The organism is Aurantimonas sp. DM33-3 (assembly GCF_014334315.1).
In the GTDB taxonomy this organism is placed as follows: Bacteria; Pseudomonadota; Alphaproteobacteria; order Rhizobiales; family Rhizobiaceae; genus Aurantimonas; species Aurantimonas coralicida.
Window position 1 is genome coordinate 110,197 of record NZ_JACSGS010000013.1, and the last position, 25,947, is coordinate 136,143.

Below are 25,947 nucleotides of genomic sequence, written 5' to 3' on the forward strand. Positions count from 1 at the left end.
TGGAACGTCCGTCGCCGATCATGTCGGGTCAGGTGACCGCCGCAGGGCGGCGTGGATTCAAGCGGTGGCGGATGGCCGAGGGGCCAGAAGGCCCTCGACGATGCGCCGCAGATACGGCTCGATGGTTTCGATGTCGAAGTCCTGTTCGATCTGCAGGCGCATCACCAGACCGTCGCCGACCGACAGGAGCACGGTGAGGACGACGCCCAGATCGATGTCGGCGGCGATCTCGCCGCGGTCATGGGCCTGCTGCAGGGCTTCGCGAAAGGCCCGGCGCACTTCCATCTCGATCTCGTGGAAGCGCTTGCCAATGGTGGTGTTGCGGATGCTTTCCGAGCAGATCTCGACCATCAGCCCGCCGGTGTCGGGATCCAGCGTCTGGCGCAGATACTCCATCGCCACGGCGACGATGCGGTCGAAGATGCTGCCGGGGCCGCCGAGCAGGGCCATGCAATTGGCGGCGTTGCCGCGCTCTTCCTCGGCGATCGCCTCGATGATCGCGTCCTTGGACGGAAAATACCGGTAGAGCGCCCCGGGGCTCATCTTCGCTTCGGCGCAGATCTGCTGCATCGACGCGCCATGAAAGCCGGCCCGGGCGAAGCAGGCCCGCGCCGCAGCCAGCACCTGAACGCGGCGCTGGTCCTGGGCCGTCATCGCGGGGCCGTCGGGCAAGGGCGTGGTCGCGGGCAAGAGCAGCATCCGGGTCTGAGAGCGAACGATCGTTCTCATAGCTTCTGCTGCACTGCACGTAAAGTCGTTTGCCGGCGATGAATCGTCTGAATTCATCGCCGGCGTTGTTACGCAAGTCTTATGATAGAGGGGGGCTTCGCGCCGCCGGCCTGCGCCGGAGGCGGGTCAGTCGCCGGCCGCCGGTTCCGGCCGGGCGGATCCCTTTTTGCGTCGCATGAGCATCATCATGATCAGCGGCAGGCACCAGATCGCGATGGTGAACAGGCCGAGTCCGGCGGCGATGGGCCGCTCGAAGAAGGCCAGGAAACTGCCATCGGCCTTGATCATCGAGGTGATGAAATTCTGCTCCAGCATCGGCCCGAGGACGAGACCGAGGATCGCCGGGGCAATCGGGATATCGTTCTCGTCCATCAGGAAGCCGAGGATGCCGAAGATCAACATCAGGATGACGCCGAAGATCGAGTTGTTGATGGCGAAGGAACCGACGATGCAGAACATCAGGATGATCGGCATCAGCACCCGTTCGGGGATCGACAGGATGGTGCCGGCCGACTTGATCGCTACCCAGCCGAGCGGCAGCATGATGATGTTGGCCAGGAAGAAGACGATGAACACCGCGTATATGAGCTGCGGGTCGTTGATGAACACCGTCGGCCCCGGATTGATGCCCTTGATGTAGAGGACGCCGATTACGATCGCGGTGATGGAATCGCCGGGAATGCCGAAGACCAGCGCCGGGATCCAGGCGCCGCTGACGGCGCCGTTGTTGGACGCGCCGGACTCCACGAGGCCTTCCACATGGCCGGTGCCGAACTTCTCCGGGGTCTTGGAGAAGCGCTTGCTGACGGCGTAGGAGATCCATGCCGCGATGTCGGCGCCGGCGCCCGGAAGCGCGCCGATGGCCGTGCCGAACGCGCTGCCACGAAACACCTGGACCGGATAGCGCTTGAAGTTCTTCCACTGGCTGAGGAAGACGCCGTCGCCGCTGGACCGGGCGATGGCGGGCCGGGCGACCCGCGCCACGACCGAGCGCAGGACCTCGGAGACGGCGAAGAGGCCGATCATGGCGGGAATGAACTGGACGCCGGCCAGAAGCTCGACATTGCCGAAGGTGTAGCGCGGCTCGCCGGCAGGATTGTCGATGCCGACGGTGGCGGCGAACAGGCCGATCAGCAGCGAGATGATGCCGCGGGTCACCGAGCCCGGCGACACGAAGATCGCGCAGGAGAGGCCGAGCACGACCAGCCAGAAATACTCGAAGGAAGAGAATTTCAGCGCGACTTCCGCCAGGGCCGGAGAAGCGGTGACGAGGACGATGGTGCCGAAGATGCCGCCGATCGATGAGAACACCAGGGCCGCACCGAGGGCTTCCTCGGACCGGCCGGACCGCGTCATGCGATAGGCGTCTTCCACATAGGCGGCGCTGGCGGGCGTGCCGGGCATGCGCAGCATGGCGCCGGGAATGTCACCGGCGAAGATCGCCATCGCCGTGGCGGTGACGATCGCCGCGATGGCCGGCACCGGATCCATGAAGAAGGTGATCGGCACCAGCAGCGCCGTCGCCATGGTCGCGGTCAGGCCGGGAATGGCGCCGACGAACATGCCGAAGCAGGCGGACCCCAGGATGACCAGGAGGACATAGGGCTGGAAGACGAGCCCGAGGGCTTCCACGATAACGGACATGATCGACTACCAGAGAAATCCGAGGGCGCTGCGCGGAAGCGGAACGAGCAGCAGGCGGCCGAAGGCCTGCTGAATGACGATGGTCGCCAGGAGCGACACGACGATCGCGGTCACCGGCCGGGTGCGCAGGGTGAGCATCAAAGTGAGGATCACCACGAAGGCGGTGGGCACGAAGCCGAGCGCCTTGGAAAACAGGATGTAGAAGAGGATGAGGCCCAGCGCGACCGACAGGCCGACCAGCGACACCGGCGAACGGGCCCATTCGGCCAGCGCGAAGGCCGGCTGGTCGGTCCCGGCGATCACCGCCTTGCCGATCATGAACAGGCCGAGGCCCATCGCGACGAGGGCGATGGTGGTGGGCATGGTCTCGGCCCCGTAGGCCTGCCCCGGAATGGGCGAGAACTGCAGCGCGGAGAGGTAGATCCCGCCGCCGCACAGAAGCGCGAGAATGCCGAGGGAAAGATCGTTCAGTTTCATGGACGCGGTGACATCCTCGCCTCAGGGCCGTTCGGGAAATCGGACGGCGCCTGGCGCCGGTTCGAAGAGCGTCTCCCGCCGCAAGGGGCAGGGCAGAGGGCAGCATGCGGAGCGGTGCGACGGGACGGCCGCGGTGAATGGCAACCCATCGGGGCCGACGCATCTGCCGGTCGCGGGTGCCCGAAAAAGCAGCGGCGACGCCCGAGGGCGCCGCCGCTGTCGTCCCGTTACTTGGCCAGACCGGCTTTCTTCATGACTTCGCCGAGGCTGGCGTCGTCGTCGGCGACGATCTTCGTCGCTTCCTCGCCGGCGGCCCAGCGCATGCCGAAGCCGCGGTCGTTCATGAAGGTCTGGTACTCGTCGCTGTTGTAGGCCTTCTCGATGGCCGCCGTCAGCTTGGACTTGACGTCGTCCGGCAGACCGTCGGGGCCGACGACCGTGCGCCAGACTGCGAGGGTCCAGTCCGAGCCGGTGGCTTCCTTCAGGGTCGGCACGTCCGGGAAGGCTTCCTGGCGTTCGGCCGCCATGGTGGCCAGCGGACGCACGCGCTCGGCGTCGATCATCGAGCGGCCTTCGGCCAGCGACGACGGCACGATGTCCACGCCGCCGGCGACCATGTCGGTGATGCCCGGTGCCGCGCCCTGGCTCGGAACCCAGGTCACCTGATCGGGTGCGAGGTCTTCCGACAGGAGCCAGCCGGCGAGGCCGAGATGCCAGATGCCGCCCTGGCCGGTGCCGGAGCCCTTGAAGGTGCCCTTCGGCTCCGACTTGAGCGCCTCGAGCAGCTTCTCGAGGGAATCATATTCGGAATCGGCCGAGACCATGACGCCGCCCGGATCGGCATTGACCATGGCGAGGATGTCGAAATCCTCGTAGGTCAGCTCGGTCAGGCCCTGCCAGTGCATCATGTCGATCTCGATCGTCATGATGCCCAGCGTGTAGCCATCGGGCTCGGCATTGGCGATGGCGCTGTGGCCGACGACGCCCGAACCGCCGGTGCGGTTCACGACATTGACCGGAACGCCCAGCTCTTCCTGCAGCAGCGAGGCGAAGATGCGGCCCACCGCATCGGTGCCGCCGCCGGCGCCCCAGGGCACGATCATCTGGATCGGCCGGTCCGGATATTCCTGTGCGGTCGCTGCGCCGGCGCCGAGCAGCGTCGTGCCCATCAGGGCCGCGGCGAGGGTCATCAAGGTGCGTCTGTACATGGATCCTCCCAGATCAGTTGCGCGGCAGTACCGGATGACTGCCCGCCAGAGGCAGGATGTCTGCCCCGTCTCCCCTTCTCGAAGCGCCGTCTTGCGGCGACGCCTCAACTCCGGCTGCGACTATCGGTGCCGCAACGCGCCATGTCAATGTATACGTTACGCCCTTGTGCCGGCCGCTCCTCCGCTATTCGGCGGCTTCCTGGTAGGCCTCCATGGGCGGGCAGGAGCAGACGAGGTTGCGGTCGCCATAGACGTTGTCGACCCGGTTGACCGGCGCCCAGTACTTGTCGACCCGGAAGGCTCCGGGCGGGAAGCAGGCCTGCTCGCGGCTGTAGGGACGATCCCAGTCGCCGACCAGATCCTCCACCGTGTGCGGGGCGTTCTTCAGCGGGTTGTTGTCGCGGTCGATCCGGCCTTCCTCGATGGCCCGCGCTTCCTCGCGGATCGCCAGCATGGCGTCGCAGAAGCGGTCGAGTTCGGCCTTGGGCTCGGATTCGGTCGGCTCGATCATCAGCGTGCCGGACACCGGCCAGCTCATGGTCGGGGCGTGGAAACCGCAATCGACCAGCCGCTTGGCGACGTCGTCGACGCTGACCCCGGCGCTGTCCTGCAGGATGCGGGTGTCGATGATGCACTCATGCGCGACCCGGCCGTTCTTTGCCTTGTAGAGCACCGGATAGGCGTCCTGCAGGCGGCGGGCGATGTAGTTGGCGTTGAGGATCGCCACCTTGGTCGCCTGGGTCAGGCCGGCGCCGCCCATCATCAGGCAGTAGCTCCAGGAGATCGGCAGGATCGAGGGCGAGCCGAAGGGCGCCGCCGAGACCGGGCCGGCCTCGCCGCCGGTCTGCGGGTGGCCGGGCAGATGCGGCGCCAGATGCGACTTGACCGCGATCGGCCCCATGCCCGGACCGCCGCCGCCATGGGGGATGCAGAAGGTCTTGTGCAGGTTGAGATGGCAGACGTCGGCACCGATGTCGCCGGGCCGGGCGAGGCCGACCAGGGCGTTCATGTTGGCGCCGTCGAGATAGACCTGGCCGCCATGGGCGTGGACGATGTCGCACAGCTCGGCGACGCTCGCCTCGAACACGCCGTGGGTCGAGGGATAGGTGATCATGCAGGCGGCGAGATTGTCCGCATGCTTTTCCGCCTTGGCGCGGAAATCCTCGACGTCGATATCGCCGTTCTCGGCCGAACGCACCGGCACGACCTTCATGCCGGCCATCTGCGCCGAGGCCGGATTGGTGCCGTGGGCCGAGGTCGGGATCAGGCAGATGTCGCGATGGGTGTCGCCGCGCGCGTGGTGATAGGCGCGGATGGTCAGGAGCCCGGCATATTCGCCCTGCGCGCCGGAATTGGGCTGCATCGACACGGCGTCGAAGCCGGTGATGACGCAGAGCTTGGCCGACAGGTCGTCGATCAGCGCCTTGTAGCCGAGCGCCTGGTCCTGCGGCACGAAGGGATGCAGCTCGGCGAATTCCGGCCAGGTGATGGGCAGCATCTCCGCCGTGGCGTTGAGCTTCATCGTGCAGGAGCCGAGCGGGATCATCGAGCGGTCCAGCGCCAGATCCCGGTCGGAGAGCCGGCGCATGTAGCGGGTCATCTCGCTCTCGGCCCGGTTCATGTGGAAGACCGGATGGGTCATGTAGTCGCTGGTGCGCAGCATGCCGTCGGGCAGCCGGTAGCCCATCTCGAAATCATCGGCTGCGAAATCGCCGCCGAAGGCCCGCCAGACCGCCTCCAGATTGCCCGGGCGGGTGCGCTCGTCGATGGTGATGCCAATGCGGTCGTCGCCGATCTTGCGCAAATTCACGCCGCCGGCCACCGCCGCGTCGAGGATCACCCGCTGCAGCCGCCCGACCTCGACAGTCATCGTATCGAAGAAGGCGTCCGGCTCGATGGTGTAGCCGAGTTTCTCCAGGCCGGTGGCGAGGAGTGCGGCGCGCTGATGCACGCGCTGCGCGATCGCCTTGATGCCGGTCGGGCCGTGGAAGACGCCGTACATGGAGGCCATGACGGCGAGCAGCACCTGGGCGGTGCAGATGTTCGACGTCGCCTTCTCGCGGCGGATGTGCTGCTCGCGGGTCTGCAGGGCCAGACGGTAGGCGCGGTTGCCGCGCGAATCCACCGACACGCCGACGATGCGGCCGGGCATGGCGCGCTTGTGGGCGTCCTTGACCGCCATGTAGGCTGCATGCGGGCCGCCATAGCCCATCGGCACGCCGAAGCGCTGCATGGAGCCGACGGCGATGTCGGCGCCCATGTCGCCGGGCGTCTTGAGGAGGGCCAGGGCCAGCGGATCGGCGGCGACGATGGCCAGCGCGTTCTCGGCATGGAGCGCGGAGAAGGTCGCGGTGAAGTCGTGGACGTGGCCGTAGGTGCCCGGATACTGGACGATGGCGCCGAAGACGTCGGAGGGGACGAGATCCGTCATCGGGTCGCCGACCACGACCGACAGTCCGAGCGGCTCGGCACGGGTGCGGATCACGCCGATGGTCTGGGGATGGCAGTCGGCGTCGACGAAGAAGACGTCGCGCTTCGACTTGGAAACCCGATGGGCCATGGCCATCGCCTCGGCCGCGGCCGTTGCCTCGTCAAGCAGCGAGCTGCTGGCGATGTCGAGGCCGGTGAGGTCGCAGATCATCGTCTGGAAGTTCAGCAGCGCCTCGAGCCGGCCCTGGCTGATCTCCGGCTGGTAGGGCGTATAGGCCGTGTACCAAGCCGGGTTCTCCAGGATGTTGCGCTGGATAACCGGCGGCGTGATCGTGCCGTAATAGCCCTGGCCGATCAGCGAGACGAGCTTGACGTTCATGTCGGCGGTCTCGCGCAGCGCGTCGAGGGCCTGGCGCTCGGTCATCGGCGTGCCCCAGTCCAGGGGCTCGGCCTGCCGGATCGAGGCCGGGACGGTCTGGTCGATCAGCGCATCCAGGCTGTCGACGCCGAGCAGGGCGAGCATTTCGTCCATCTCGGCGGGAGACGGGCCGATATGGCGCCTGTTGGCGAAGTCATACGGATCGTAGTCGGTGAATTCGGTGCCCATGCTGTTCAGTCCTCACCCGACCATCGCCTTGTAGGCGGCCTCGTCCATGAGCGCCTCGGCGGCGGAGGGATCGGACAGCTTCATCTTGAAGAACCAGCCGGCCTCCTGCGGGTCGTTGTTGACGATGGAGGGGTCGTCGGCGATCGCCTGGTTGACCTCGGTGATCTCGCCGTCGAGGGGCGCGTAGATCTCGGAGGCCGCCTTGACCGATTCCACCACGGCGGCGTCGTCACCCTTGGCGAAGCTGGCGCCGACCGCCGGCAATTCGACGAAGACGAGGTCGCCGAGCTGGGTGGTGGCGTGTTCGGTGATGCCGACCGTTGCGATGTCGCCGTCGATCTGCAGCCACTCGTGTTCCTCGGTGAACTTCAACATGTAAACGTCCTCTCGCTTCAGCGGCGCTTGTAGCCGGGTGTGACGAAGGGCAGGGGGGTGACGGTCACGGCCAGCCGCTTGCCACGGACTTCCGCAAAAAGCCGGGTGCCCGATCCGGCCTGTTCGGCCGGAACGTAACCCATGGCGACCGGCGCCTCCAGTGTCGGACCGAAACCACCGGAGGTGACGGTGCCGACCGGGGCGCCGCCCTCGGCCTCGGCGAACAGGCTGGTGCCGCCGCGCACGGGGGCCCGGCCTTCCGGCAAAAGGCCGACGCGGCGCCGGGTCGCACCCTCGGCGAGCTGCTTCAGGATGGTGTCGGCACCGGGGAAACCGCCCTCGCGGTCGCCGCCAGCCTTGCGGACCTTCTGCATCGACCATTCCAGCGCGCCCTCGACCGGGGTCGTCGTGGTGTCGATGTCGTTGCCATAGAGGCAGAGCCCGGCTTCCAGACGCAGCGAGTCGCGAGCACCGAGGCCGATCGGCTCCACCGTCTCAAGCGCCAGCAGCGCTTTCGCCAGCTTCTCGGCGGCGTCGGCGGGAACCGAGATCTCGTAGCCGTCCTCGCCGGTATAGCCGGAGCGCGAGACGATGCAGGCGGCGCCGAGGAGGTCGAGCGCCCGCACGTCCATGAAGCGCATCTCGGCGACGGCCGGGTTCAGCGTGGCAAGCGCCGCCTCGGCAGCGGGTCCCTGCAGGGCCAGAAGCGCGCGGTCGGTCAGGGGCTCGACCTCGCACGTATCCTCGAGCCCGGCGCGCAGATGGGCGATGTCCTGCTCCTTGCAGGCGGCGTTGACCACCAGGAAGAGATGGTCGCCGCGATTGGCGATCATCAGATCGTCGAGAATGCCGCCGTCGGAACCGGTAAAGACCGCATAGCGCTGACGGCCCTCCTTCAGCCCGGCGACATCGACGGGCACCAGCGTTTCCAATGCCAGCGCGGCATCGGCAAGACCGCCGGATTTCGGCCGGATCGCCACCTGGCCCATATGCGAGACGTCGAACAGGCCGGCGGCGGCGCGGGTGTGGAGATGCTCCTTCATGACGCCGGCGAGATATTGCACCGGCATGGAATAGCCGGCGAAGGGTACCATCCGGGCGCCGAGCGCCACATGCAGGGCGTCGAGCGGCGTCGTGTGCAGGGCGTTGGTCTCGGCCAAGGGTAAGCTCCTCTTCAGGGGCGCCGGCTGGGAGGCGGGCACCGTCGCGCGCGACGATAGCGATCTTCGCTGCGCCCGTCATCGGCAGCCGCACCGTTCCCACGTTGCCCGGCGGTCAGCCCATGAAGGCGGTGAGAATCCGGGACAGGCCGGGGAAGGCGGCGACGAGGGCAAGGCCGACGAGGCTGGTCAACAGGAAGGGGATCGCTCCCATGGCGATCTTTTCCAGCGACAGGCGGGTGATGTTGGCGGCGACGAAGAGATTGATGCCGACGGGCGGCGTGAACAGGCCGATCGCCAGATTGACCATCAGGAGGACGCCGAACCACACCGGGTCCCAGCCGAGCTCGCGCACCACCGGCAGGAAGATCGGCAGGGTGATGAACATGATGGTGATGGCATCCATGAACATGCCGGCAACCAGCACCACCGCCATGATGACGAAGAGGATCACCCACTGGTTGTCGCTGAGGCCCAGCAGCACCGAGGAATATTTGCCGACGAGGTCGTCCACCGTGACCACCCAGCCGAACAGGCTGGCGAAGGCGACGACCAGCATGACCACGGCCGAGGAGGAACTGGCCTCGACGAGCGCCGCGTAGAGGGTGCGCCAGGTCAGGGTGCGGTAGACGAACAGGCCGACGAGAAGCGCATAGACCGTGGCGACGATCGCCGCCTCGGTCGGGGTGAAGATGCCGGCATAGATGCCGCCGAGAATGACCACCGGGGTCAGCAGGCCCCAGAAGGCGTCGACGAAGGAACGCGCCAGCCGCTCGCCATAGGGACGGTCGGCATAGGGCGGCGGGACGAGTGACGCGAGGCCGGCGCCGGACCGGGCGGCCGTGCGGGCGCGGTCGGCGAAGGGCAGGGTCAGCAGCATCAGCACACCCATGACCATGCCCGGGACGATCGCCGCGATGAAGAGCTCGGCGATCGAGGTTTCGGCGATGACGCCGTAGATGACGAGGCCGATCGAGGGCGGAATGACGATCGACAGGGCCGCGCCGGTGCACACAAGCGCCGCCGCGAAGGGCCGCGGATAGCCGTCCTCGGCCATGCCCTTGATGATCAGCGGACCGATGGCGGCGACCGAGGCGGGGCCGGAGCCGCTGACGGCGCCCCAGAACAGGCAGACCACCGTGCCGACGATCCCCATGCCGCCCGGCAGCGCGCCGACCAGCACGCGGAAGAAGCGGATCATCCGCTCGGCGATACCGACCGTGCCCATCAGCGTGCCGGCGAGGATGAAGAAGGGGATCGCCAGCAGCGAGAATTTCGAGATGCCGCTGGCCAGGAGGTCGCCGACGAGATCGAGGCCGAAGCCGATCGCCCACATGGCGTAGAGCGAGGAGAGGCCGAGCGCGAAGGCGACCGGCACGCGCAGGAACAGAAGGACGAAGAACAGGAGCACCATCTGGGTGCCCGGATCGAGATCAGGCATGCCGCTCGTCCCCGGCGCGCAGGGCGCGGTCGAAGCCCAGCGTGTGCTGGACGAGGCGCAGGGCGATCAGCAGGAAGCCCAGCGGCAGGCCGAGCGTGTAGTACCAGGCCGGGACCTGCAGGCCGGGCGAGGTGACGCCGCTGGCATATTGATGCGCGACGAGGCCGTAGCAGTGCCAGGCCGACAGGCAGAGCAGGAAGACCGAGAGACCGGTGGAGAGCCACAGGCCGACGCGGCGCCCGGCCGGCGGCAAAAGGTCGGCGAACAGGGTGACGGCCAGATGTTCGCCGCGGCGAGCGGCGATGGCGGCCCCGAAGATGGTCAGCAGAAGAAAGCCGTTGAGGAGGATCTCCTGTGTGGCGGCGAAGGAATAGCTGGTCAGATAGCGCACGACCACGTTGAGGAAGCCGATCCCGGTCATCACCAGGAAGATCACCGCGCAGACGATCTTCTCCGCATCCTCCAGAACTGCGCGCATCGACATATCCAGCTTGCCGGCAGGGTGGGACGGGCGGCGTTCCAAAGAACGCCGCCCTTCAGGCGATCAGTTCGCGGGCTTGGCGGCGTCGCCGCCGGAATTCGCGACGGTATCCTCGAACAGCGCCACCAGCTCCGGGCCGACCTTCGCGGCCCAGGTGTCGTAGGCCGACTTGGTCGCCTGGCGGAAGGCGTCGATCTCCTCGGCGTTCGCCTCGTAGACCTCCATGCCCTTTTCCTTCAGGAACTCGATGCCCGAGGCGGTGTCCTCGCGGGTGATCTTCTTCTGGTAGGCCATCGCCTCCTCGGCGGCGGCGCGGACCATCTCCTGGCGCTCGGCGTCCCAGCTGTCCCAGAGCTTCTGGCTGACGCCGACGAAGATCGGATCGTAGGAATAGTGCCAGGGGGTGATGTACTTCTGCACCTCGTAGACGCGCTGCGGGATGATCACCGCGCCGATCGGGTTCTCCTGGCCATCGACGACGCCCTGCTGCAGGGCCGAGAAGGTCTCGGTCCACTGCATCTGCTGCGGGTTGGCGCCCAGCGCGTTCATGACGTCGATATACATCGGGCCGGCGACGCGCATCTTCAGACCCTTGAGGTCGTCCGGCGTCTTGATCGGGTGGACGTTGTTGGTCACCTCGCGGAAGCCGTTCTCGCCCCAGGCAAGGACGACGATGCCGTGGCCGGCCATGATCTCTTCCATGCGGTCGCCGGGCGCGCCCGACGTGGTGGCGTCGACGTCGTCATAGTCGGTGTAGAGATAGGGCAGCGAGAACACCGCCATCTCGGGCACCAGCGGGGTGACGTTGATCGCCGAGGTGACGACGAAGTCGAGGGCGCCGCGGCCGACCATCTCGGCCTGCTTCATCTGGTCGCCGCCGGTCAGCTGGGCGTTCGGGAAGATGCGGATGTCGAGTTCGCCGCCGCTCTTTTCCTGGAGCAGCTCGTTGAACTTCTCGGCGCCCTTCTGCCAGGTCGTGGTGTCGTTGGTGTTGTGGGACAGGCGCAGCGTCTCGGCGAAGGCCGGCGTCAGCTGCAGGGCGGCAAGCGTGGTGGCGATGGCCGTTGCGGCCACGAGTCTGGCGAATTTCAAGGTCGGTCCTCCCCGATCGAATGAAGTCAAAGGCCGGCTCAACCTCCCGAGCATCCACATGGTGGACCATCGACCTTGTAAGCGGGGCAAACATTGCCAGCATGCCGGACCGCTTGCAACCGGATATCCTTTGCTCGACAATGTGCCGTGAGAAACGGCATCCATAATGTGGACATCGGGGAGGCGCGATTGGGTGGAGATCAACCCGTCGCACGCGAGATCGGCGGAGCCCAGAGCGTCGACCGGGCGCTGGCGCTCCTGTCGCTGATCAGCCGGCACGCCGGCGGCGTGTCGCTCTCCACCGTGGTCGAGGAAAGCGGTCTCAACCGCGCCACCGCACGGCGGCTTTTGCTGGCGCTGATGCGCTCGCGTCTCGTCGAGCAGGAACCGGTCAGCCGGCGCTACCATCTCGGCGAGGAGGCATTCGTTCTCGGCGTTATGGCCTCGCGCCGCTACGGCCTGCTCGATGTCGCGATGGAGAGTCTCATTGCCCTGTCGGCGCGCAGCGGCGACACGAGTTTCCTGTCGGTGCGGCGCGATGCCTTCGCGGTCTGCCTGCACCGCGAGGAGGGCGCCTATCCGATCCGCACCCATGCGCTGGAGGTCGGCGACCGCCATCCGCTCGGCGTCGGCGGCGGATCGCTGGCGATCCTCGCGACGCTGCCGGACGCGGAGATCGAGCGGGTGCTGGCCGCCAATCGCGAGATCATGGCGGCGGGCTATCCGCTCTATTCGCCGGAGATCATCCGCGAGCATGTGGCGCTGACCCGTGCGCGAGGCTTCGCGGTCAATCCGGGTCTGGTGCTGCCGAACTCCTGGGCCATCGCGAAGGTGGTGCATTATCCCGACGGCCGGGTCGCCGGCGCGCTCAGCCTCTCGGCCATCGACAGCCGCATGGGCGAGACCCGGCAAGGCGAGCTGGCGTGCCTCATCGACCACGAGGTCAAGGCCGTCGAAGCCCGGTTGCGCCAGATGTTCGCGCCCGACGGCCCGCGACAGGACAACACGAGACCGCAGACGACGTCACCGGCGGACAAGCGCGCCGCAGCAACCGGCCCCGCAAGCGGGCAGGCCGCTTCACGGTTCGAACTCGAAAGGATCAGGCAATGAGCAAGGCACAGATGGTCGGCTGGTCGCACAGCCATTTCGGCAAGTCCGAGGCGCCGACGACCCAGGCGCTGATGGGCGAGGTCGTCGCCCCGGCGCTGGAGCATGCCGGGATCGGCGCCGAAAGCGTCGACGGCGTCTTCGTCGGCGTCATGAACAACGGCTTTTCCAAGCAGGACTTCCAGGGCGCCCTCGTCGGCATGGCCCATGAGGGGCTCGGCATGGTGCCGGCTGTGCGGATGGAGAATGCCTGCGCCACCGGCTCTGCCGCCCTCTACAGCGCCATCGACTTCATTGAATCCGGCCGCGGGCGGATCGCGCTGGTGGTCGGCGCCGAGAAGATGACGGCGATCCCGACGGTCCAGACCGGCGACATCCTGCTGGGGGCGAGCTACCGCGAGGAGGAGGCCGAGGTCGAGGGCGGCTTTGCCGGCCTGTTCGGGCGGATCGCCCAGCAATATTTCCAGAAATACGGCGACCGCTCCGAGGAACTGGCGATGATCGCCGCCAAGAACCACAAGAACGGCATGGCCAATCCCTACGCCCACATGCGCAAGGATTTCGGCTTCGAGTTCTGCAACACGATCTCCGACAAGAACCCCTATGTCGCCGCGCCGCTGCGGCGCACCGACTGTTCGCTGATCTCCGACGGCGCGGCGGCGATCGTTCTGGCCGACGAGGAGACGGCGGCCGGCCTCGAGCGGGCGATCGCCTTCCGCGCGCGCCGCCACATGAACGACGTCCTGGCGCTCAGCCGCCGCGACGCGACCGAGTTCGCCGGCGCGCGCCGGGCCTGGTCCCGGGCGCTGGAGGATGGCGGCGTGTCGCTGGACGATCTCGACTTCGTCGAGACCCATGACTGCTTCACCATCGCCGAGATGATCGAATACGAGGCGATGGGCCTCGCCGAGCCCGGCCAGGGCTACCGGGTGATCCGCGACGGCGTGTCGGCCAAGGACGGCCGGCTGCCGGTGAACCCGTCGGGCGGGCTGAAGTCGAAGGGCCATCCGATCGGCGCCACCGGCGTCTCGATGCATGTGATGGCGGCGATGCAGTTGATGGGCGAAGCCGGCGACATGCAGGTGCCGGAGGCGAAGATGGCCGGCGTCTTCAACATGGGGGGTGCCGCTGTCGCCAATTACGTCTCCATCCTGGAGCGTGCCAAGTGACGACGGGCGTCCTGACCGGCGACCCGAAGGGCGGCGTCGCGCCGCAATCGACGCGGGTCGCCAATCTCGCGCATTTCCTGACGCGGGCCGCCCGCCGCCTCGGCGGCGAGGTCGGCCTCGTCTGGGGCGAGACGGAATGGAACTGGGCGGAGATCGACGCGCGGGCCTCGGCCATGGCGGCGGCGCTGCGCGATCGCTACGGCGTGGAGAAGGGCGACCGGATCCTGGTGCAGTCGCAGAACTGCAACCAGATGTTCGAATCCATGTTCGCCTGCTTCCGCCTCGGGGCGGTCTGGGTGCCGACGAATTTCCGCCAGACGCCCGACGAGGTCGCCTATCTCGCCAGGGCCAGCGGCGCGACGGGGATGATCTGCAACGCCGCCTTTCCCGATCATGCCGCAGCCTGCCGGGCGGCCTGTCCCGATCTCGGCTTCGTCGTCGCGATCGGTGCGGCCGCATTCGGCGAGGATTACGACACGCTGGTTGCCGCCCATCGCGGGGTCGCGGTGGCGAATGCGACGGTCGATCGCGACGATCCCTGCTGGTTCTTCTTCACCTCGGGCACGACAGGTAGGCCGAAGGCGGCGGTGCTGACCCACGGCCAGATGTCCTTCGTGGCGACCAACCATCTCTGCGATCTGATGCCCGGCACCGGGCCGCGCGACGCCTCGCTGGTGGTCGCGCCGCTGTCGCACGGCGCGGGCGTCCATCAGCTGACGCAGGTTGCGGCGGGGGCGAAGACGATCCTGATGCCGACCGAGCGCTTCGACATCGCCGCCGCCTGGCGCCTCGTCCAGGAATGGCGCGTGACGAACATGTTCACCGTGCCGACCATCCTGAAGATGCTGGTCGAGCATCCGGCGGCCGCCGAATACGACCATTCCTCGCTGCGGCACGTGATCTATGCCGGCGCGCCCATGTACCGCGCCGACCAGAAGAGGGCGCTGGAGACGCTCGGCCCGGTGATCGTGCAGTATTTCGGGCTGGGCGAGGTGACCGGCAACATCACGGTCCTGCCGGCCCACGAGCATTCGGCCGACGACGCGGCGGCGCGCATCGGCAGCTGCGGCTACGAGCGCACCGGCATGGCGATCTCTATCCAGGATGAGGCGGGCGCCGAACTCGGGCCGAACGAGACCGGCGAGATCTGCGTCACCGGCCCGGCGGTTTTCGCGGGCTATTACGACAACCCGGACGCCAATGCGAAGGCGTTTCGCAATGGCTGGTTCCGCACCGGCGATCTCGGCCATCTCGATGCCGAGGGCTATCTGTCGATCACCGGCCGTGCGTCGGACATGTATATTTCCGGCGGCTCCAACGTCTATCCGCGCGAGATCGAGGAGAAGATCCTCACCCATCCGAAGATCAGCGAGGTCGCTGTCCTCGGCGTGCCCGATCCGGTCTGGGGCGAGGTCGGCATCGCGGTCTGCGTGACTGTCGCCGGCGAAAGCGTCGGCGAGGCCGAGCTCGGGGCGTTCCTCGACGGCAAGATGTCGCGCTACAAGCTGCCCAAGCGGTTCGTCTTCGTCGACGAGATGCCGAAATCGGCCTATGGCAAGATCACCAAGAAGCTGGTGCGCCAGGCGCTGGAAGAGCGCGGGCTTCTGGATGGCGAGTGCGCGGCGTGAGCATCGGGCCAGTCCTCCGTCCGGCGATGTCCGCGCGAACGGAGCCGACGTGACGGCGCCCCGGCGGATCGTCCACCCGGGCCCGGAGGCGACCCAGAGATCCTGCGTCGCGCCGGCGCGCGCGGTGCCGCTCGACTTCACCGTGCCGGCCGGCGAGATCGTCAATGCCGGGATTGCCGCGGGTCTTGCCGCGGCGGGCTGCGACGGTGCCTGGGTCGACCTGTCCGGCGGTCGCTTCGCGCCTTTCCGCTATGTGATGCCCGCGGGCTCGCCCGGCCCGAGCCATGTGGCCTGGTACAGCGAGACCTTCGCGCCCGAGGGCATCGTCACCGTCGAGGCGGCCGGTGCCATCGTCGGCTGGCGCGACGGCGAACCCTTCCTGCACTGCCACGGCATCTGGACCGATCCGGCCGGCGACCGGGCGATGGGGCACATGCTGCCGCTCGACACCCGCACGGCCGAACCGCTGCGCGTGCGCGGCACCGGGCTCGTCGGTGCCAGCTTCGTCGCGCGGCACGACGCCGAGACCAATTTCACCCTGTTCGCCGCCGAAACGATGTCGCGCGACGGCGTGTCCGGATCCGCTACCGGCAACGGTCCGCATGCGCTGGCCGTCACCCTGCGGCCGAACCAGGACGTGGGCACCGCCATCGCGGCGATCTGTGCGGAACGCGGGATCGCCGACGCGCGCCTCTTCGGCATCGGCAGCCTCAACGGCGGGAGCTTCACAAACGGCCCGGCGATGGATTCCTATGCGTCGGAACTGCTGATCCGCGACGGCCGGATCGAGGCCGGCACGTTCGAGCCGCGGCTCGACGTCAGCGTGGTGGCGATGGACGGCACGATCTTCGAGGGCCGGCTCGTCCATGGCGACAATCCGGTCTGCGTGACCTTCGAACTGGTGATCCTGCCGGTCGCCGCGTGAGACGCATCGCTCCTCGCGCCGGGCAGGAAGCTACGCTTCCGATGGATCGAACCCGCCGCTGGTTCATTTTCCCGGTCGTGACAGCGGCGTTGCCGCGGCCGGATGATCCCGCATCCCGGCGCGTCCCTTGAGGGGTGGTCATTGCGGAGAGCGCGGACAGGGGCAATGATCCCGGCTCCGGCTTGGGAACGAGGTCTCATGTTTCGTGTCGCGTCCTACAATATCCGCAAGAGCGTCGGCACCGACTGGCGCCGGCGGCCGAAGCAAATTCTCGACGTCCTCACCGAACTCGATGCCGATATCGTCGCGCTGCAGGAGGTCGACCGCCGGCTCGGCGACCGGCTGTCGTCCCTGTCGCCGAGCCTGATCGCGGAGATGACGCATTTCCGGCCGATCCGCTTCGGCGTGCGGCCGGGCAGCCTCGGCTGGCACGGCAATACGATCCTGGTGCGCAAGGACGTCGAATTGCTGCGCCGCAAGCGGCTGGTGCTGCCGGCGCTGGAGCCGCGCGGCGCGGCGCTGGCCGATCTGCAGATCGGCGATCTGAAGATCCGGGTCGTCGGCATGCATCTCGGCCTTGTCGGGCTGTGGCGCAAGCGGCAGGCCCGCGCGGTACTCGACCAGTTGGCCAGCCTCGAAGAACCGCTGCCGACGGTGATGATGGGCGATCTCAACCAGTGGAACACCGAGGGCGGGTGCCTGGCCCATTTCGCCGAGGACCATCACGTCATCGCGCCGGGCCTCAGCTTCCACTCGCAGATGCCCTTCGTCTCCTTCGACCGGATCATCACCAGCCTCGACATCCACGTGGATGCGGCGGCCGTGCACAGCTCAGAGCGGGCGCGGCTCGCCTCGGACCATTTGCCGGTCTGGGCCGATCTGTCGCTGATGGGCGCCGACGGCGATCAGAAGCGGCGGGACGTGGCGATGTCGCACGCATACTGATCGGCGAGGACCGCGCGGAAGGCCGGCGCCGTCGTGGCGAGGCCGTTCTCGACATTCAGGCCGATGCTCAGCATGTCGAGATTGAAGCTGCTGACCATGCTCCAGTCGTCGATGATCGCCAGCTTGGCGTGCATCATCCCCGGCAGATAGCCATGGACCTCGACCCCGCGGCGGGCGAGTGCGGCGGCGAAACGCTGCGAGACGAGATCGATGGCCGGATGGTCACTGACTGCCGGCAGCAGCAGGCGAACGCGCACGCCGCGCTGCCTTGCTCCGGTGAGCGCCGACCAGATCTTCCGGTCCGGAAACAGATAGGGCGTCGCCAGGTCGATGGACGTTTCGGCGTCGTGCAGCCGGCTCAGCAATGCCTGGTAGATCTGCTGGCGGGCCGGCCGCACCGGATCGCTGGTCAGGTAGTTCCAGTGGCCGGCGCCGCACGTCGCTTCGGCTGACTGGCTGCGGCTCCGGCGCGCCGAAATGCCGCTGGCATAGGCCCAGGCGGTCTCGAAGGCGGCGAGGGCCGCCGGCACGATCGGGCCCTCGATGCGCACCATCGTGTCACGCCAGTCCGCCATGCGGTCGGAATAGCAGGCGCCGCCGGCCATCATCCGGCGCCCGTCGGCGATGGCCGACTTGCGGTGCAGGCGGTGCATGCCGCTGATCGGATTGCGCAGAAGCCGGCTCAGCGGATTGTAGCGGACGAGTTCACCGCCGGCCTGCCGGAACGCGGCGCCCAACGGGCTCCGGGCCAGTTCGGCACTGCCGAAGGCATCGACGAGCAGGCGGACGTGGACGCCGCGCCGGGCGGCGTTGGTCAGGACATCCATCAGCCGGGTGCCGATCGTGTCCGCTCCGAAGATGTACTGCTCGATCGCAAGGCTTGTGCGGGCGCCGTCGCACAGCTCCAGCACCGCCGGCCAGATCGTTTCGTTGTAATGGAAAACCTGCCACTGCGACGGCCCGGCCGGCCCGGGCGCGATGGGCATGGCCTGCGGAATCTCGGGGTCGGTGCAACTCATCTCAACCATTCACGGACCCATGCCCGGTTTCGTCCTTCGCATCCAACTGTCCGCAACAGGATGGCCGGGCGAAGGTTGCGCCATGACGGCGGCATTTTCGCAATGTCCGGCTGCGGGTAAGTCGGGGGCGGCACACCAGCGGCCGCGGCCCCGCATGTTCGTGCCGCCCTATCGATGATTGCGAAAGCGCAGCCGGTCCTCCCAGCGCAGGGCATGCGCGACGATGGTGGGCAGATCGTCGTATTTCGGTGTCCAGCCCAGCGTCTCGCGAGCGGTGCTGCCGTCGGCGACGATCATCGCCGGATCGCCGGCCCGGCGGCCGGCCGAGCGGATATCGAAATCCTGGCCGTGCACCCGGCGCACGGTCTCCAGCACCTCGCGGACCGAAAAGCCGCGGCCATAGCCGACATTGCTGAGCAGGCTCTCGCCGCTCCGGCGCAGATAGGCGATGGCGTCGAGATGGGCGGCCGCAAGGTCGGTGACGTGGATGTAGTCGCGCACCGCCGTGCCGTCCGGCGTCGGGTAGTCGCTGCCGAAGATGCTGACGTGATCGCGCAGGCCGAAGGCGGTCTCGCAGGCGACCTTCACCAGATGCGTCGACGAATGGGTGGATTCCCCGGCGCGGCCTTCGGGATCGGCGCCGGCGACGTTGAAATAGCGCAGGGCGGCGTAGCGCATCGGATGGGCACGGGCGACATCCTCCAGCATCATCTCGGTCATCAGCTTGGACCGCCCATAGGGCGAGACCGGCCGCAGTTCGGCGGTCTCGCGCACCGGCTCGCTGCCCGGCATGCCGTAGATGGCGGCGCTGGAGGAGAACACGAAATGCGGGACGCCGTGGCGGACGGCGGTCGCGATGAGGAGATGCGAGGCGACCGTGTTGTTGGCGTAGTAGCCCAGCGGATCGGCCACCGATTCTTCGACGAGAAGCGAGCCGGCGAGATGCAGCACCGTCTCCGGCCTGTGCTTGGCAAACACGGCCTCGAGGAAGACGGCATCGCCGATGTCGCCCTTCGCGAATGTCACGTCTTCGGGGATGGCCCAGTCGAAGCCGGTGCTCAGATCGTCCACGACCACGACTTCTTCACCCCGGGCAAGGAGCCCGAGGGTCATGTGGCTGCCGATATAGCCGGCGCCGCCGGTCACGAGAACGCTCATCCTGTTCCTCTCGCCGCCTCGGCCCGACAAGGGCCCGGCCTTTGCGGCGCACAGTGTCGCGAACCCGCTCTGCGGCGCAAGAGGCGCGATGCGCGGCGCGCGCTGGGATCGTCGCAGAAGGGACGCGCGGCTCGATGCGCTTCCCTAACGGATACTGGCGGGCGTCGCCCGTCCCACTAGCTGCGGTCGTCAGGCCGGCAGCGGTGCCGCCGCATCGCGTCGGCGGCAAATCGAAGGCGACGCGTCATGCCAAGGACCGGGAACTTCCAGAGCCGTCTCTTTCCGTTGCCACGGCGTTGCATGGTCGCGCCCGCCCTGATCGCGATGCTGCTGATGGGCGTTGCCCCGGCGACCGCCCAACGCTCCGACGATGGCTTGCCAGACGCGGAGACCGGCGCTTCGTCCGAGGCTGCCGACGATACCGCCAACGCGCCGCTGTCCGGCGACGAAGCCGCCGAGCGTCCTGTCACCGCGATTCCGTTGCCGGAGCGGCGTCCCGCCGGTCGCAAGGCCGTATCGCCCGCAGCAGACACACCCACCGATCAGAGCGACCGGGCGACGCCAGCGGAGCTGCGCGACCGGGACCCGGCCATCACCCCGGAAGCCGCCGTCGCGGCGGCCGCCGCCATCGCCGACGCCAGGATCTGCGAAGACGAACTCACCCGGCGCGGCGTCACCTTCACGGTGGGCGACAGCATCAGCGAAGGCGATTGCGGTGTCCTGCGCCCGGTCGATCTCGACCGGTTGTCCTCCGGCGTGACGATCGCCCAGCCGACGCAGCTTCTTTGCCGCTCGGCGCTGGCGCTGGACATCTGGGTGGCGAGCAGCGTGGTGCCCGCGGCACAGGCGCAGTTTCCCGGCGATGCGGTCACCGCGTTTCGCCACGCCTCCACCTATGTCTGCCGCAGCCGCTCGTCCGGCAGCCGCATTTCCGAACATGCCCGCGGCAGCGCCGTGGATGTCGCCGATTTCGGCTTTGCCAGCGGGCGCCGGCTGGGCGTCGAAAAGCAGGCTGAGGGCTCACCGGCGCAGGCGTTCCAGCGCAAGATTCGCGAGGGCGCCTGCGGGCCGTTCAAGACGGTGCTGGGACCGGGCACCGACGCCGACCACGCGACCCATTTCCACCTCGACATCGCCGCCCGTCGCAACGGGGCGACCTATTGCAAGTGAGGCCGCGAGCCGTGCCGCAGGACGGGGCCGAAAGCTCCTTGGCAGCCGGAACGCGGTCAGGCGAAGGCGAGCGTCGGGGTCGGCTGCAGGTCGGCGAAACTCGCCACGACATGCTCGGCCAGGGCGTCGGCGACGGCACTGCAGCCGCGCCGCTTCATCAGCGCCACCTCGTATTGCCGCAAGGGCGGCAGGCCTTCCGCCGCGCCGAGCTTCTGCAGCGGCGCCGTGACATGGCTTTCCGGCAGGGGCGCGATGGCGAGATCGGCCAGAACGGCGGCGATCTGGCCTTGTGAGTGGCCGCTGGAATAGGCAATGCGATAGCGCACATTGGCGGCATCGAGCGCATCGAGCGCGATGGCCCGCCAGGCACAGCCGCGGCTGGCAAGCGCCAGCGGCAGCGGCTCGCGCGCAATGGCGCCGCCATGCTTCAGCCCGGCCCAGACGAGGTTTTCCGTGTGCACGATGGTCACCTTGCGCTGGCCGTATTCGCCGCAGGCCAGCACCGCCAGATCGAGCTCGCCGGCATCGCAAAGCCGGCGCAGATCGTCGCTCGAACGCAGCTTCACATCGACCTCGACCTGCGGATGGGTGGAGGCGAAACGCTTGAGGATCTGCGGCACGGCGATATAGCCGATGTCGTCGGGGGCGCCGAAGACGACGCGCCCCTCGATGCCCTGCGTCAGGAAGCGCGACACGGTCTCTTCGTTGAGGTCCATCAGGCGGCGGGCGTAGCCCAGGAACGCCTCGCCATCGCTGGTCAGGCGCACGGTGCGGCCCTCGCGCACGAACAATTCGCGGCGCAATATCTCTTCCAGCTTCTTCATCTGCAGGCTGACCGCCGAGGGCGTGCGAGCGACGCGGTCGGCGGCGCGCGAAAAACTGCCCGTGTCGCAGATGGCGACGAAGGTGCGCGCGAGATCGGTTTCGATCAGGGGAAGCTGGCTGTGCCGGGACATGCGCGGGACCGATGAGTGCAACTCACCGATCAGTTTAGATCTTATCGCTGGAATTGCCAGCGCGACTATCGCACATCCCATGGATTGATGATGATCCGCCGAAGGGGTGGCGACATGTTCGGACTGAAGATCGCAAAGCGCTCGCAGCGTGCTGGCCAGGCCATGAAATCGGCGGAACGGCTGGACCGGTCGATGTCCCTGCTCGACGCCCATATCCGCGCCGATGTCGGCGATATGGGCCGTCCGAACGAGATCGTCCCGCTGTCCGAAAGCCTGCGCTGGCGGATGGTCGAGGAAAGCCGGTTCGTCCGCTCCCTCAACGCCTTCGAATAATCCGGTACCTCGCCGCCGTCCGGCTTCGGTCGGCGGCAAGTCCGCGGCACGACACTGATCGCGCGAACGCTGCCTAGCGGGCCGCCAGCAATGGCGTTTCCACCCGCTCGCGCAGCAATTCGTCGATCCGGTCGCGCTCGCGCTGGAAGGTCGCGAGTTCCTCGCCCTCCAGCACGCGGCCCGACGGCAGCTTGATGCGCATCGGGTCGACCTTCTGGCCGTTCACCGCGAGTTCGTAATGCAGGTGGTTGCCGGTCGACAGGCCGGTCGAGCCGACATAGCCGATCACCTGTCCCTGGCGCACCCGCGAGCCGACCTTGACGCCCTTGGCGATGCCGCTCTGGTGCGAATAGGAGGTCTCGTAGCCATTGGCATGGCGCACGATGGTCTGCCGTCCGTAGCCGCTGACCCAGCCGGCCTTCTTCACCACGCCGTCGCCGGACGCCAGGATCGGCGTGCCGCCCGGGGCCGCCCAGTCGACGCCCCAGTGCGGGCGGACATAGCCGAGCACGGGATGCTTGCGACCGGTCGAGAAGGCCGAGCTGAAGCGGCCCCTGGGGACGGGCTTGCGCAACAGGAACTGCTTGGCGCTGCGCCCGTCGGCGTCGAAATAGTCGGCGCTTTCGGCGTCTTTCGGCCGGAAGCGGTAGAAGCGCCGGGAGGTCTCGCCGAAGCGGACATCGACGAACAGCATCTCGGATTCGTCGGTCGCCTCCTCCTTGCCTTCCTCCATCGAGTAGAAGACGGCGATGCGGTCGGTCGGGCTGAGGCGGGACTGCAGATCGACCTCGGTCGCCAGCATCTGCACCAGCTGCTGGCAGAGGCGGTCGTTGAGGCCATAGGCGAGCGCGGCCTGGTAGAGCCCGTCATAGACGGTCGGCATCTTGGCGCGCAGCGGCGCCTCGCTTTCGCTGCTGTCGAAGGCGGCGGCGACGGAGCCGCCCATTTCCGGGGCCTGCGCCGGCTCGAACGGGCCGTCCTCGGTTTCGGCGACGGTGCCCAGATGGCGGGTGCCGCGATAGGCGGAGAGCCGGACCACCGTGGCGGCCTCGCCGATCGTCTCGACGCCGACGCGCAGGGCGTCGCCCGGCTTCAGGGCATCGGCTTCCAGCCGCGCCGCGAGGGCCTCGACCGCCTTGCCGCTCTTGCTCTCGTCATAGCCATTGGCATCGAGCACGGCGGCGATCTTGGCGGCCTCGCGCAGCGGGATGACTTCTTCGTGGAATTCCGGCCGGTCGCTGCCGGTGTCGGGCGGCGCGAGGGAGACGTTCTCTTCGATCACGCGGAAGGCCGAGCCCGGCTCGTATTCGGCGGCGTCGCTGGTCAGGTTGAAGCGCAGCGGATCGACGGTGTTCAGAGAGGCGACCTGCACCGGCGCATAGGCGAGCGAGGGCGAGACCTGCCGCACGAGGCGCTCGGCCTCGCTGGTGCCGATGTCGTCGACGCGCTCGTAGCTGTCGGGGTCGAAGTCGAAGGGCTCGACCTTCAGCCGGACCTCGGCCTCCACGCGCGCGCCGTAGAGCTGCGCGGCCTGGCCTTCGTCGCCGGACTCCGGTTCGTCGGCGTCCGGGTCGGCAAAGATGTTGAGCGGGTCGAAGGCCGGATAGTCGATGCTGGTCTGGTGGCGGGCGCCGAGCAGCATGTTGACATAGCCGAAGGGCAGGGTGCGGATGACCTCGCGGTCGCCTTCGCGGGTCATGGTCGACAATTCGACGACCTGCCGGCTGCGGGCGACGGGCAGCGCGGTGGCGACGACGCGCTCGCCCTTTTCGTTGAGATCCTCGCTGGGAGCGAAGGCAGCCGCGAGACCGGCGGGCCGGGCGGCGCCGCGGTGGCCGTCGAGGGCGGCCGACAGGGCGATGCCCATCAGCGCCGTCGAGGTCAGGCCGGTGAGAAGCGTGCCGGCCAGCCAGCGCGCCGAGACCTGACGACGGTCGGGCTTGCGCCTTCGGTCGCTGATCAGCGGCGGCTCGTCCCCGAATGCCGGCGTGTGTTGCGGCAAGCGCACTATCCCTCTCGTCGTCGCCTCTGGATATCCCCGCTTTCGCCTTCGGCGCACAAGGTGGCGAAATATCGACCATATCCCCCGGCAAGCTGCCGCGGGTGACATGATCCATAGGGCATACAGGGCCCGCCGGCCTGTCTCAAGTCATCGTCCGTCCTTCGATCGATCTTCCACGCTTACGCGTACGCGCGCGAATCCATATACCGGAGACGGCGCGATACCGGGGAAGGGCGTGCGGAGGCCCCGGCATGGCGGGGCCGGGGTGTCGTCGATTGGAGGCGCGTCGGCGGGATGGCAGAACGCCGGTTCGCGGGGCACGGCGGTGCCTAGCGGGCGTGGTGCGGGTGGAGGGCCCGCCGCCGTTGCGCGGACCATCTCGACGCGCGGTCCGGCCCGTGTGCCTTCTGCAGCGGAGAGGATGCTGGCGCGTTCGAGGCATGGGTCCTCGGGTCGAGCCCGAGGATGACGCGCGGTGGATGGGTGAGCGCTTGTCTCGGAGGACAAAGTGGCTCCCATAGTCGGACCGATTGCGGCTCGGTGCAGCGGATGACGGGGATCTGCATCACCCAACTCAGGTGTCATCCTCGGGCTTGACCCGAGGACCCATGCCAAACCGCTGCCGCTGCACAAACGGTCGCGGGCTCACTTTTCGCGTCCCGGACCGCTGCCGCCGCGTGTGCCTCGCCGTCCCGGCGCAGGCGTCACCCTCGGCGCCATCGCCGCACACACCCCATCCCCGCGCTACCGCGCCATGGCGTGATAGTCGTCGTTGGGGCGCGTGTCGGTGGCCGAGGCGACGCGGTTGGACATGGCGAAAAACGCCGCCACCGCGGCGATGTCGAAGATGCCCCTGGTTGGGATAGCCCGCGTCGCGCAGCGCCCGCCGGTCTGCCTCAACGATGGTGTCCGGCCGCTCGGACAGCTGGACGACGAAATCCAGCATCGCGGCACGCTGGTCGTCGAGCCCGGCGGCGCGCCAGTTCTGGGCGATCGCCTCGCCGAAGCCGAGATCGCCGGAGAGCTGGCGTACGGCGGCGCCATGGGCGGTCAGGCAGTAATGGCAGTGATTGATCGAGGAGACGACGACCGCGATGATCGCGCGGTCGAGCTTCGCTCCGGCGCAACGCAGGCGAAGATATCAGGAGGTGGAAGGCCGTGAAGGATGAGCGTTGCATGGGGGAGTGCCATGGCCTCCGCAATCCGCTCGTCCGGCATGCTGGGAGGCCCATTCCAGAGCGACGCAGTCCGGATTCCATTCGAACCTCTGCAATGACGCACCCATCAGCACGCCAAACCCGGTCGTCGAACTTTCATCGAAGCTCACGGGGCGCCCATATACTGCGGGGAACGTTGTTCACCCCTTTGGCCAGGGACTAGATCCGACGGCCAGCGCCCGATTTGCAGGACTGCCCACCGTCGGCATCGGCTATGCAAGATTTCCGTCTTCACAAATCTCCAGTCCGAACAGCACTTTACCTCAGTCGTCTCGGAGCCCGCGGCCGATCCGATCCAACTTTGCGAAGTTTTTGCGACTGAGGTCGTTGACAGGTCCGGATGGGGTGGCCTATATCGCGTTCATCGACGACGGCGGTGGCGCCGGGGCGGGCCGGACGGTCCGCTGAGAACTGGTTCGGGGCAAATTGTTCTGACCGGTTCGGTTTTGCGCCGCCATCGTCATCATCTATCGAGAGCCGCTTTGCAGCGACCCTCCTCAGGGTATGACCGGACTTGTCCGGATGTCCCGCCGCCATCGTTTGTTCGGTGTCGTGCTCTTTGAAAACTGAAGATTGAGAAGAAAGAGAAGCGTGGGCGGCGGATTGTTTGCCTGGAGCTTCGTGTCGGTTTCCTTTCCGATTGCGAGGCATCCATGAGAGAACGATCGATCGTT

21 protein-coding genes and 1 pseudogene are annotated in these 25,947 nt (G+C 67.7%); 7 read left to right on the forward strand and 15 right to left on the reverse strand.

Going from position 1 to position 25,947, the window contains the following annotated elements; genetic code table 11:
• Nucleotides 1-57 precede the first annotated feature (57 nt).
• The 10 genes from H9Q09_RS16780 to H9Q09_RS16825 all read right to left on the reverse strand — a co-directional run bounded on the left by H9Q09_RS16780 (nucleotide 58) and on the right by H9Q09_RS16825 (nucleotide 11,644).
• Nucleotides 58-729: a TetR/AcrR family transcriptional regulator gene (locus tag H9Q09_RS16780; RefSeq protein WP_246716193.1), complete on the reverse strand. Its 672-nt coding sequence runs from the start codon at nucleotides 727-729 to the stop codon at nucleotides 58-60.
• Nucleotides 730-855: 126 nt separating this feature from the next.
• Nucleotides 856-2,373 carry a tripartite tricarboxylate transporter permease gene (locus tag H9Q09_RS16785; protein ID WP_024351672.1) on the reverse strand — a complete coding sequence of 506 codons (1,518 nt, stop codon included), beginning with the start codon at nucleotides 2,371-2,373 and terminating at the stop codon, nucleotides 856-858.
• A 6-nt stretch (nucleotides 2,374-2,379) separates the two neighbouring features.
• Nucleotides 2,380-2,850: a tripartite tricarboxylate transporter TctB family protein gene (locus H9Q09_RS16790; RefSeq protein WP_187391978.1), complete on the reverse strand. Its 471-nt coding sequence runs from the start codon at nucleotides 2,848-2,850 to the stop codon at nucleotides 2,380-2,382.
• 227 nt (nucleotides 2,851-3,077) lie between these two features.
• Nucleotides 3,078-4,058, reverse strand: coding sequence for a tripartite tricarboxylate transporter substrate binding protein (locus tag H9Q09_RS16795; RefSeq protein WP_024351674.1), 981 nt, complete (start codon nucleotides 4,056-4,058; stop codon nucleotides 3,078-3,080).
• 184 nt (nucleotides 4,059-4,242) lie between these two features.
• On the reverse strand, nucleotides 4,243-7,095 hold the full coding sequence (gcvP, locus tag H9Q09_RS16800; RefSeq protein WP_187391979.1) for an aminomethyl-transferring glycine dehydrogenase: 2,853 nt from the start codon (nucleotides 7,093-7,095) through the stop codon (nucleotides 4,243-4,245).
• A 12-nt stretch (nucleotides 7,096-7,107) separates the two neighbouring features.
• Entirely contained in the window at nucleotides 7,108-7,470 is a 363-nt protein-coding gene (gcvH, locus tag H9Q09_RS16805; protein WP_187391980.1) for a glycine cleavage system protein GcvH, read from the reverse strand.
• 17 nt (nucleotides 7,471-7,487) lie between these two features.
• Nucleotides 7,488-8,630, reverse strand: a complete 1,143-nt coding sequence (gene gcvT / locus H9Q09_RS16810) for a glycine cleavage system aminomethyltransferase GcvT (protein ID WP_187391981.1) — start codon at nucleotides 8,628-8,630, stop codon at nucleotides 7,488-7,490.
• A 115-nt stretch (nucleotides 8,631-8,745) separates the two neighbouring features.
• Nucleotides 8,746-10,071: a TRAP transporter large permease gene (locus H9Q09_RS16815; RefSeq protein WP_187391982.1), complete on the reverse strand. Its 1,326-nt coding sequence runs from the start codon at nucleotides 10,069-10,071 to the stop codon at nucleotides 8,746-8,748.
• A complete protein-coding gene (locus H9Q09_RS16820) occupies nucleotides 10,064-10,549 on the reverse strand; it encodes a TRAP transporter small permease (protein ID WP_187391983.1) in 486 nt (161 codons plus the stop codon). Before H9Q09_RS16820 ends, H9Q09_RS16815 begins: the two co-directional genes overlap by 8 nt.
• 66 nt (nucleotides 10,550-10,615) lie before the next feature.
• Nucleotides 10,616-11,644, reverse strand: a complete 1,029-nt coding sequence (locus tag H9Q09_RS16825; RefSeq protein WP_187391984.1) for a DctP family TRAP transporter solute-binding subunit — start codon at nucleotides 11,642-11,644, stop codon at nucleotides 10,616-10,618.
• Nucleotides 11,645-11,833: 189 nt separating this feature from the next.
• Between H9Q09_RS16825 and H9Q09_RS16830 the strand changes: the two genes are divergently transcribed.
• From H9Q09_RS16830 to H9Q09_RS16850, 5 genes are all read left to right on the forward strand, one after another.
• Entirely contained in the window at nucleotides 11,834-12,754 is a 921-nt protein-coding gene (locus H9Q09_RS16830) for an IclR family transcriptional regulator (protein WP_348646319.1), read from the forward strand.
• Complete coding sequence (locus H9Q09_RS16835) at nucleotides 12,751-13,920, forward strand: acetyl-CoA acetyltransferase (protein WP_187391985.1); 1,170 nt, start codon at nucleotides 12,751-12,753, stop codon at nucleotides 13,918-13,920. Before H9Q09_RS16830 ends, H9Q09_RS16835 begins: the two co-directional genes overlap by 4 nt.
• Complete coding sequence (locus H9Q09_RS16840) at nucleotides 13,917-15,548, forward strand: acyl-CoA synthetase (RefSeq protein ID WP_187391986.1); 1,632 nt, start codon at nucleotides 13,917-13,919, stop codon at nucleotides 15,546-15,548. Before H9Q09_RS16835 ends, H9Q09_RS16840 begins: the two co-directional genes overlap by 4 nt.
• A gap of 49 nt (nucleotides 15,549-15,597) precedes the next feature.
• Nucleotides 15,598-16,473 (forward strand): DUF296 domain-containing protein, encoded by an 876-nt coding sequence (locus H9Q09_RS22790; RefSeq protein ID WP_187391987.1) that lies wholly within the window; start codon nucleotides 15,598-15,600, stop codon nucleotides 16,471-16,473.
• A 198-nt stretch (nucleotides 16,474-16,671) separates the two neighbouring features.
• On the forward strand, nucleotides 16,672-17,418 hold the full coding sequence (locus tag H9Q09_RS16850) for an endonuclease/exonuclease/phosphatase family protein (protein WP_187391988.1): 747 nt from the start codon (nucleotides 16,672-16,674) through the stop codon (nucleotides 17,416-17,418).
• Here H9Q09_RS16850 and H9Q09_RS16855 read toward each other — a convergent pair.
• Both H9Q09_RS16855 and galE read right to left on the reverse strand, forming a co-directional pair.
• Nucleotides 17,379-18,446 (reverse strand): phosphatidylserine/phosphatidylglycerophosphate/cardiolipin synthase family protein, encoded by a 1,068-nt coding sequence (locus H9Q09_RS16855; protein ID WP_187391989.1) that lies wholly within the window; start codon nucleotides 18,444-18,446, stop codon nucleotides 17,379-17,381. The two genes, H9Q09_RS16850 and H9Q09_RS16855, sit on opposite strands and share 40 nt — an antisense overlap.
• A 159-nt stretch (nucleotides 18,447-18,605) precedes the next feature.
• Nucleotides 18,606-19,595, reverse strand: coding sequence for a UDP-glucose 4-epimerase GalE (gene galE / locus H9Q09_RS16860; RefSeq protein ID WP_187391990.1), 990 nt, complete (start codon nucleotides 19,593-19,595; stop codon nucleotides 18,606-18,608).
• 300 nt (nucleotides 19,596-19,895) lie between these two features.
• Here galE and H9Q09_RS16865 point away from each other — a divergent pair, with 300 nt between their 5' ends.
• The gene (locus H9Q09_RS16865; protein WP_187391991.1) at nucleotides 19,896-20,765 is read left to right on the forward strand and encodes an extensin family protein; all 870 of its coding nucleotides are present in this window, start codon (nucleotides 19,896-19,898) and stop codon (nucleotides 20,763-20,765) included.
• A gap of 56 nt (nucleotides 20,766-20,821) precedes the next feature.
• Here H9Q09_RS16865 and H9Q09_RS16870 read toward each other — a convergent pair whose 3' ends face one another.
• Nucleotides 20,822-21,721, reverse strand: a complete 900-nt coding sequence (locus H9Q09_RS16870; RefSeq protein ID WP_029703537.1) for a LysR substrate-binding domain-containing protein — start codon at nucleotides 21,719-21,721, stop codon at nucleotides 20,822-20,824.
• 114 nt (nucleotides 21,722-21,835) lie between these two features.
• Here H9Q09_RS16870 and H9Q09_RS16875 point away from each other — a divergent pair, with 114 nt between their 5' ends.
• A complete protein-coding gene (locus H9Q09_RS16875; RefSeq protein WP_024351690.1) occupies nucleotides 21,836-22,054 on the forward strand; it encodes a hypothetical protein in 219 nt (72 codons plus the stop codon).
• Nucleotides 22,055-22,127: 73 nt separating this feature from the next.
• Here the strand turns inward: H9Q09_RS16875 and H9Q09_RS16880 are convergent, their stop codons facing one another.
• The gene (locus H9Q09_RS16880) at nucleotides 22,128-24,062 is read right to left on the reverse strand and encodes a M23 family metallopeptidase (RefSeq protein WP_348646320.1); all 1,935 of its coding nucleotides are present in this window, start codon (nucleotides 24,060-24,062) and stop codon (nucleotides 22,128-22,130) included.
• Between the two features lie 738 nt (nucleotides 24,063-24,800).
• A pseudogene (locus tag H9Q09_RS16885) lies at nucleotides 24,801-25,179 on the reverse strand (peroxidase-related enzyme); the annotation flags it as partial.
• Between the last annotated feature and the right edge of the window lie 768 nt (nucleotides 25,180-25,947).

What these genes read in the sequence shown, in the direction of transcription:
- H9Q09_RS16850 (WP_187391988.1), top strand. Translation starts at nt 16,672, where the DNA reads ATGTTTCGTGTCGCGTCCTACAATATCCGCAAGAGCGTCGGCACCGAC.
- H9Q09_RS16790 (WP_187391978.1), bottom strand. Translation starts at nt 2,850, where the DNA reads ATGAAACTGAACGATCTTTCCCTCGGCATTCTCGCGCTTCTGTGCGGC.
- H9Q09_RS16820 (WP_187391983.1), bottom strand. Translation starts at nt 10,549, where the DNA reads ATGCGCGCAGTTCTGGAGGATGCGGAGAAGATCGTCTGCGCGGTGATC.
- H9Q09_RS16795 (WP_024351674.1), bottom strand. Translation starts at nt 4,058, where the DNA reads ATGTACAGACGCACCTTGATGACCCTCGCCGCGGCCCTGATGGGCACG.
- gcvH (WP_187391980.1), bottom strand. Translation starts at nt 7,470, where the DNA reads ATGTTGAAGTTCACCGAGGAACACGAGTGGCTGCAGATCGACGGCGAC.
- H9Q09_RS16815 (WP_187391982.1), bottom strand. Translation starts at nt 10,071, where the DNA reads ATGCCTGATCTCGATCCGGGCACCCAGATGGTGCTCCTGTTCTTCGTC.
- H9Q09_RS16835 (WP_187391985.1), top strand. Translation starts at nt 12,751, where the DNA reads ATGAGCAAGGCACAGATGGTCGGCTGGTCGCACAGCCATTTCGGCAAG.
- H9Q09_RS16865 (WP_187391991.1), top strand. Translation starts at nt 19,896, where the DNA reads ATGGTCGCGCCCGCCCTGATCGCGATGCTGCTGATGGGCGTTGCCCCG.
- galE (WP_187391990.1), bottom strand. Translation starts at nt 19,595, where the DNA reads ATGAGCGTTCTCGTGACCGGCGGCGCCGGCTATATCGGCAGCCACATG.
- gcvP (WP_187391979.1), bottom strand. Translation starts at nt 7,095, where the DNA reads ATGGGCACCGAATTCACCGACTACGATCCGTATGACTTCGCCAACAGG.
- H9Q09_RS16870 (WP_029703537.1), bottom strand. Translation starts at nt 21,721, where the DNA reads ATGTCCCGGCACAGCCAGCTTCCCCTGATCGAAACCGATCTCGCGCGC.
- H9Q09_RS16875 (WP_024351690.1), top strand. Translation starts at nt 21,836, where the DNA reads ATGTTCGGACTGAAGATCGCAAAGCGCTCGCAGCGTGCTGGCCAGGCC.
- H9Q09_RS16855 (WP_187391989.1), bottom strand. Translation starts at nt 18,446, where the DNA reads ATGGTTGAGATGAGTTGCACCGACCCCGAGATTCCGCAGGCCATGCCC.
- H9Q09_RS16780 (WP_246716193.1), bottom strand. Translation starts at nt 729, where the DNA reads ATGAGAACGATCGTTCGCTCTCAGACCCGGATGCTGCTCTTGCCCGCG.
- H9Q09_RS16785 (WP_024351672.1), bottom strand. Translation starts at nt 2,373, where the DNA reads ATGTCCGTTATCGTGGAAGCCCTCGGGCTCGTCTTCCAGCCCTATGTC.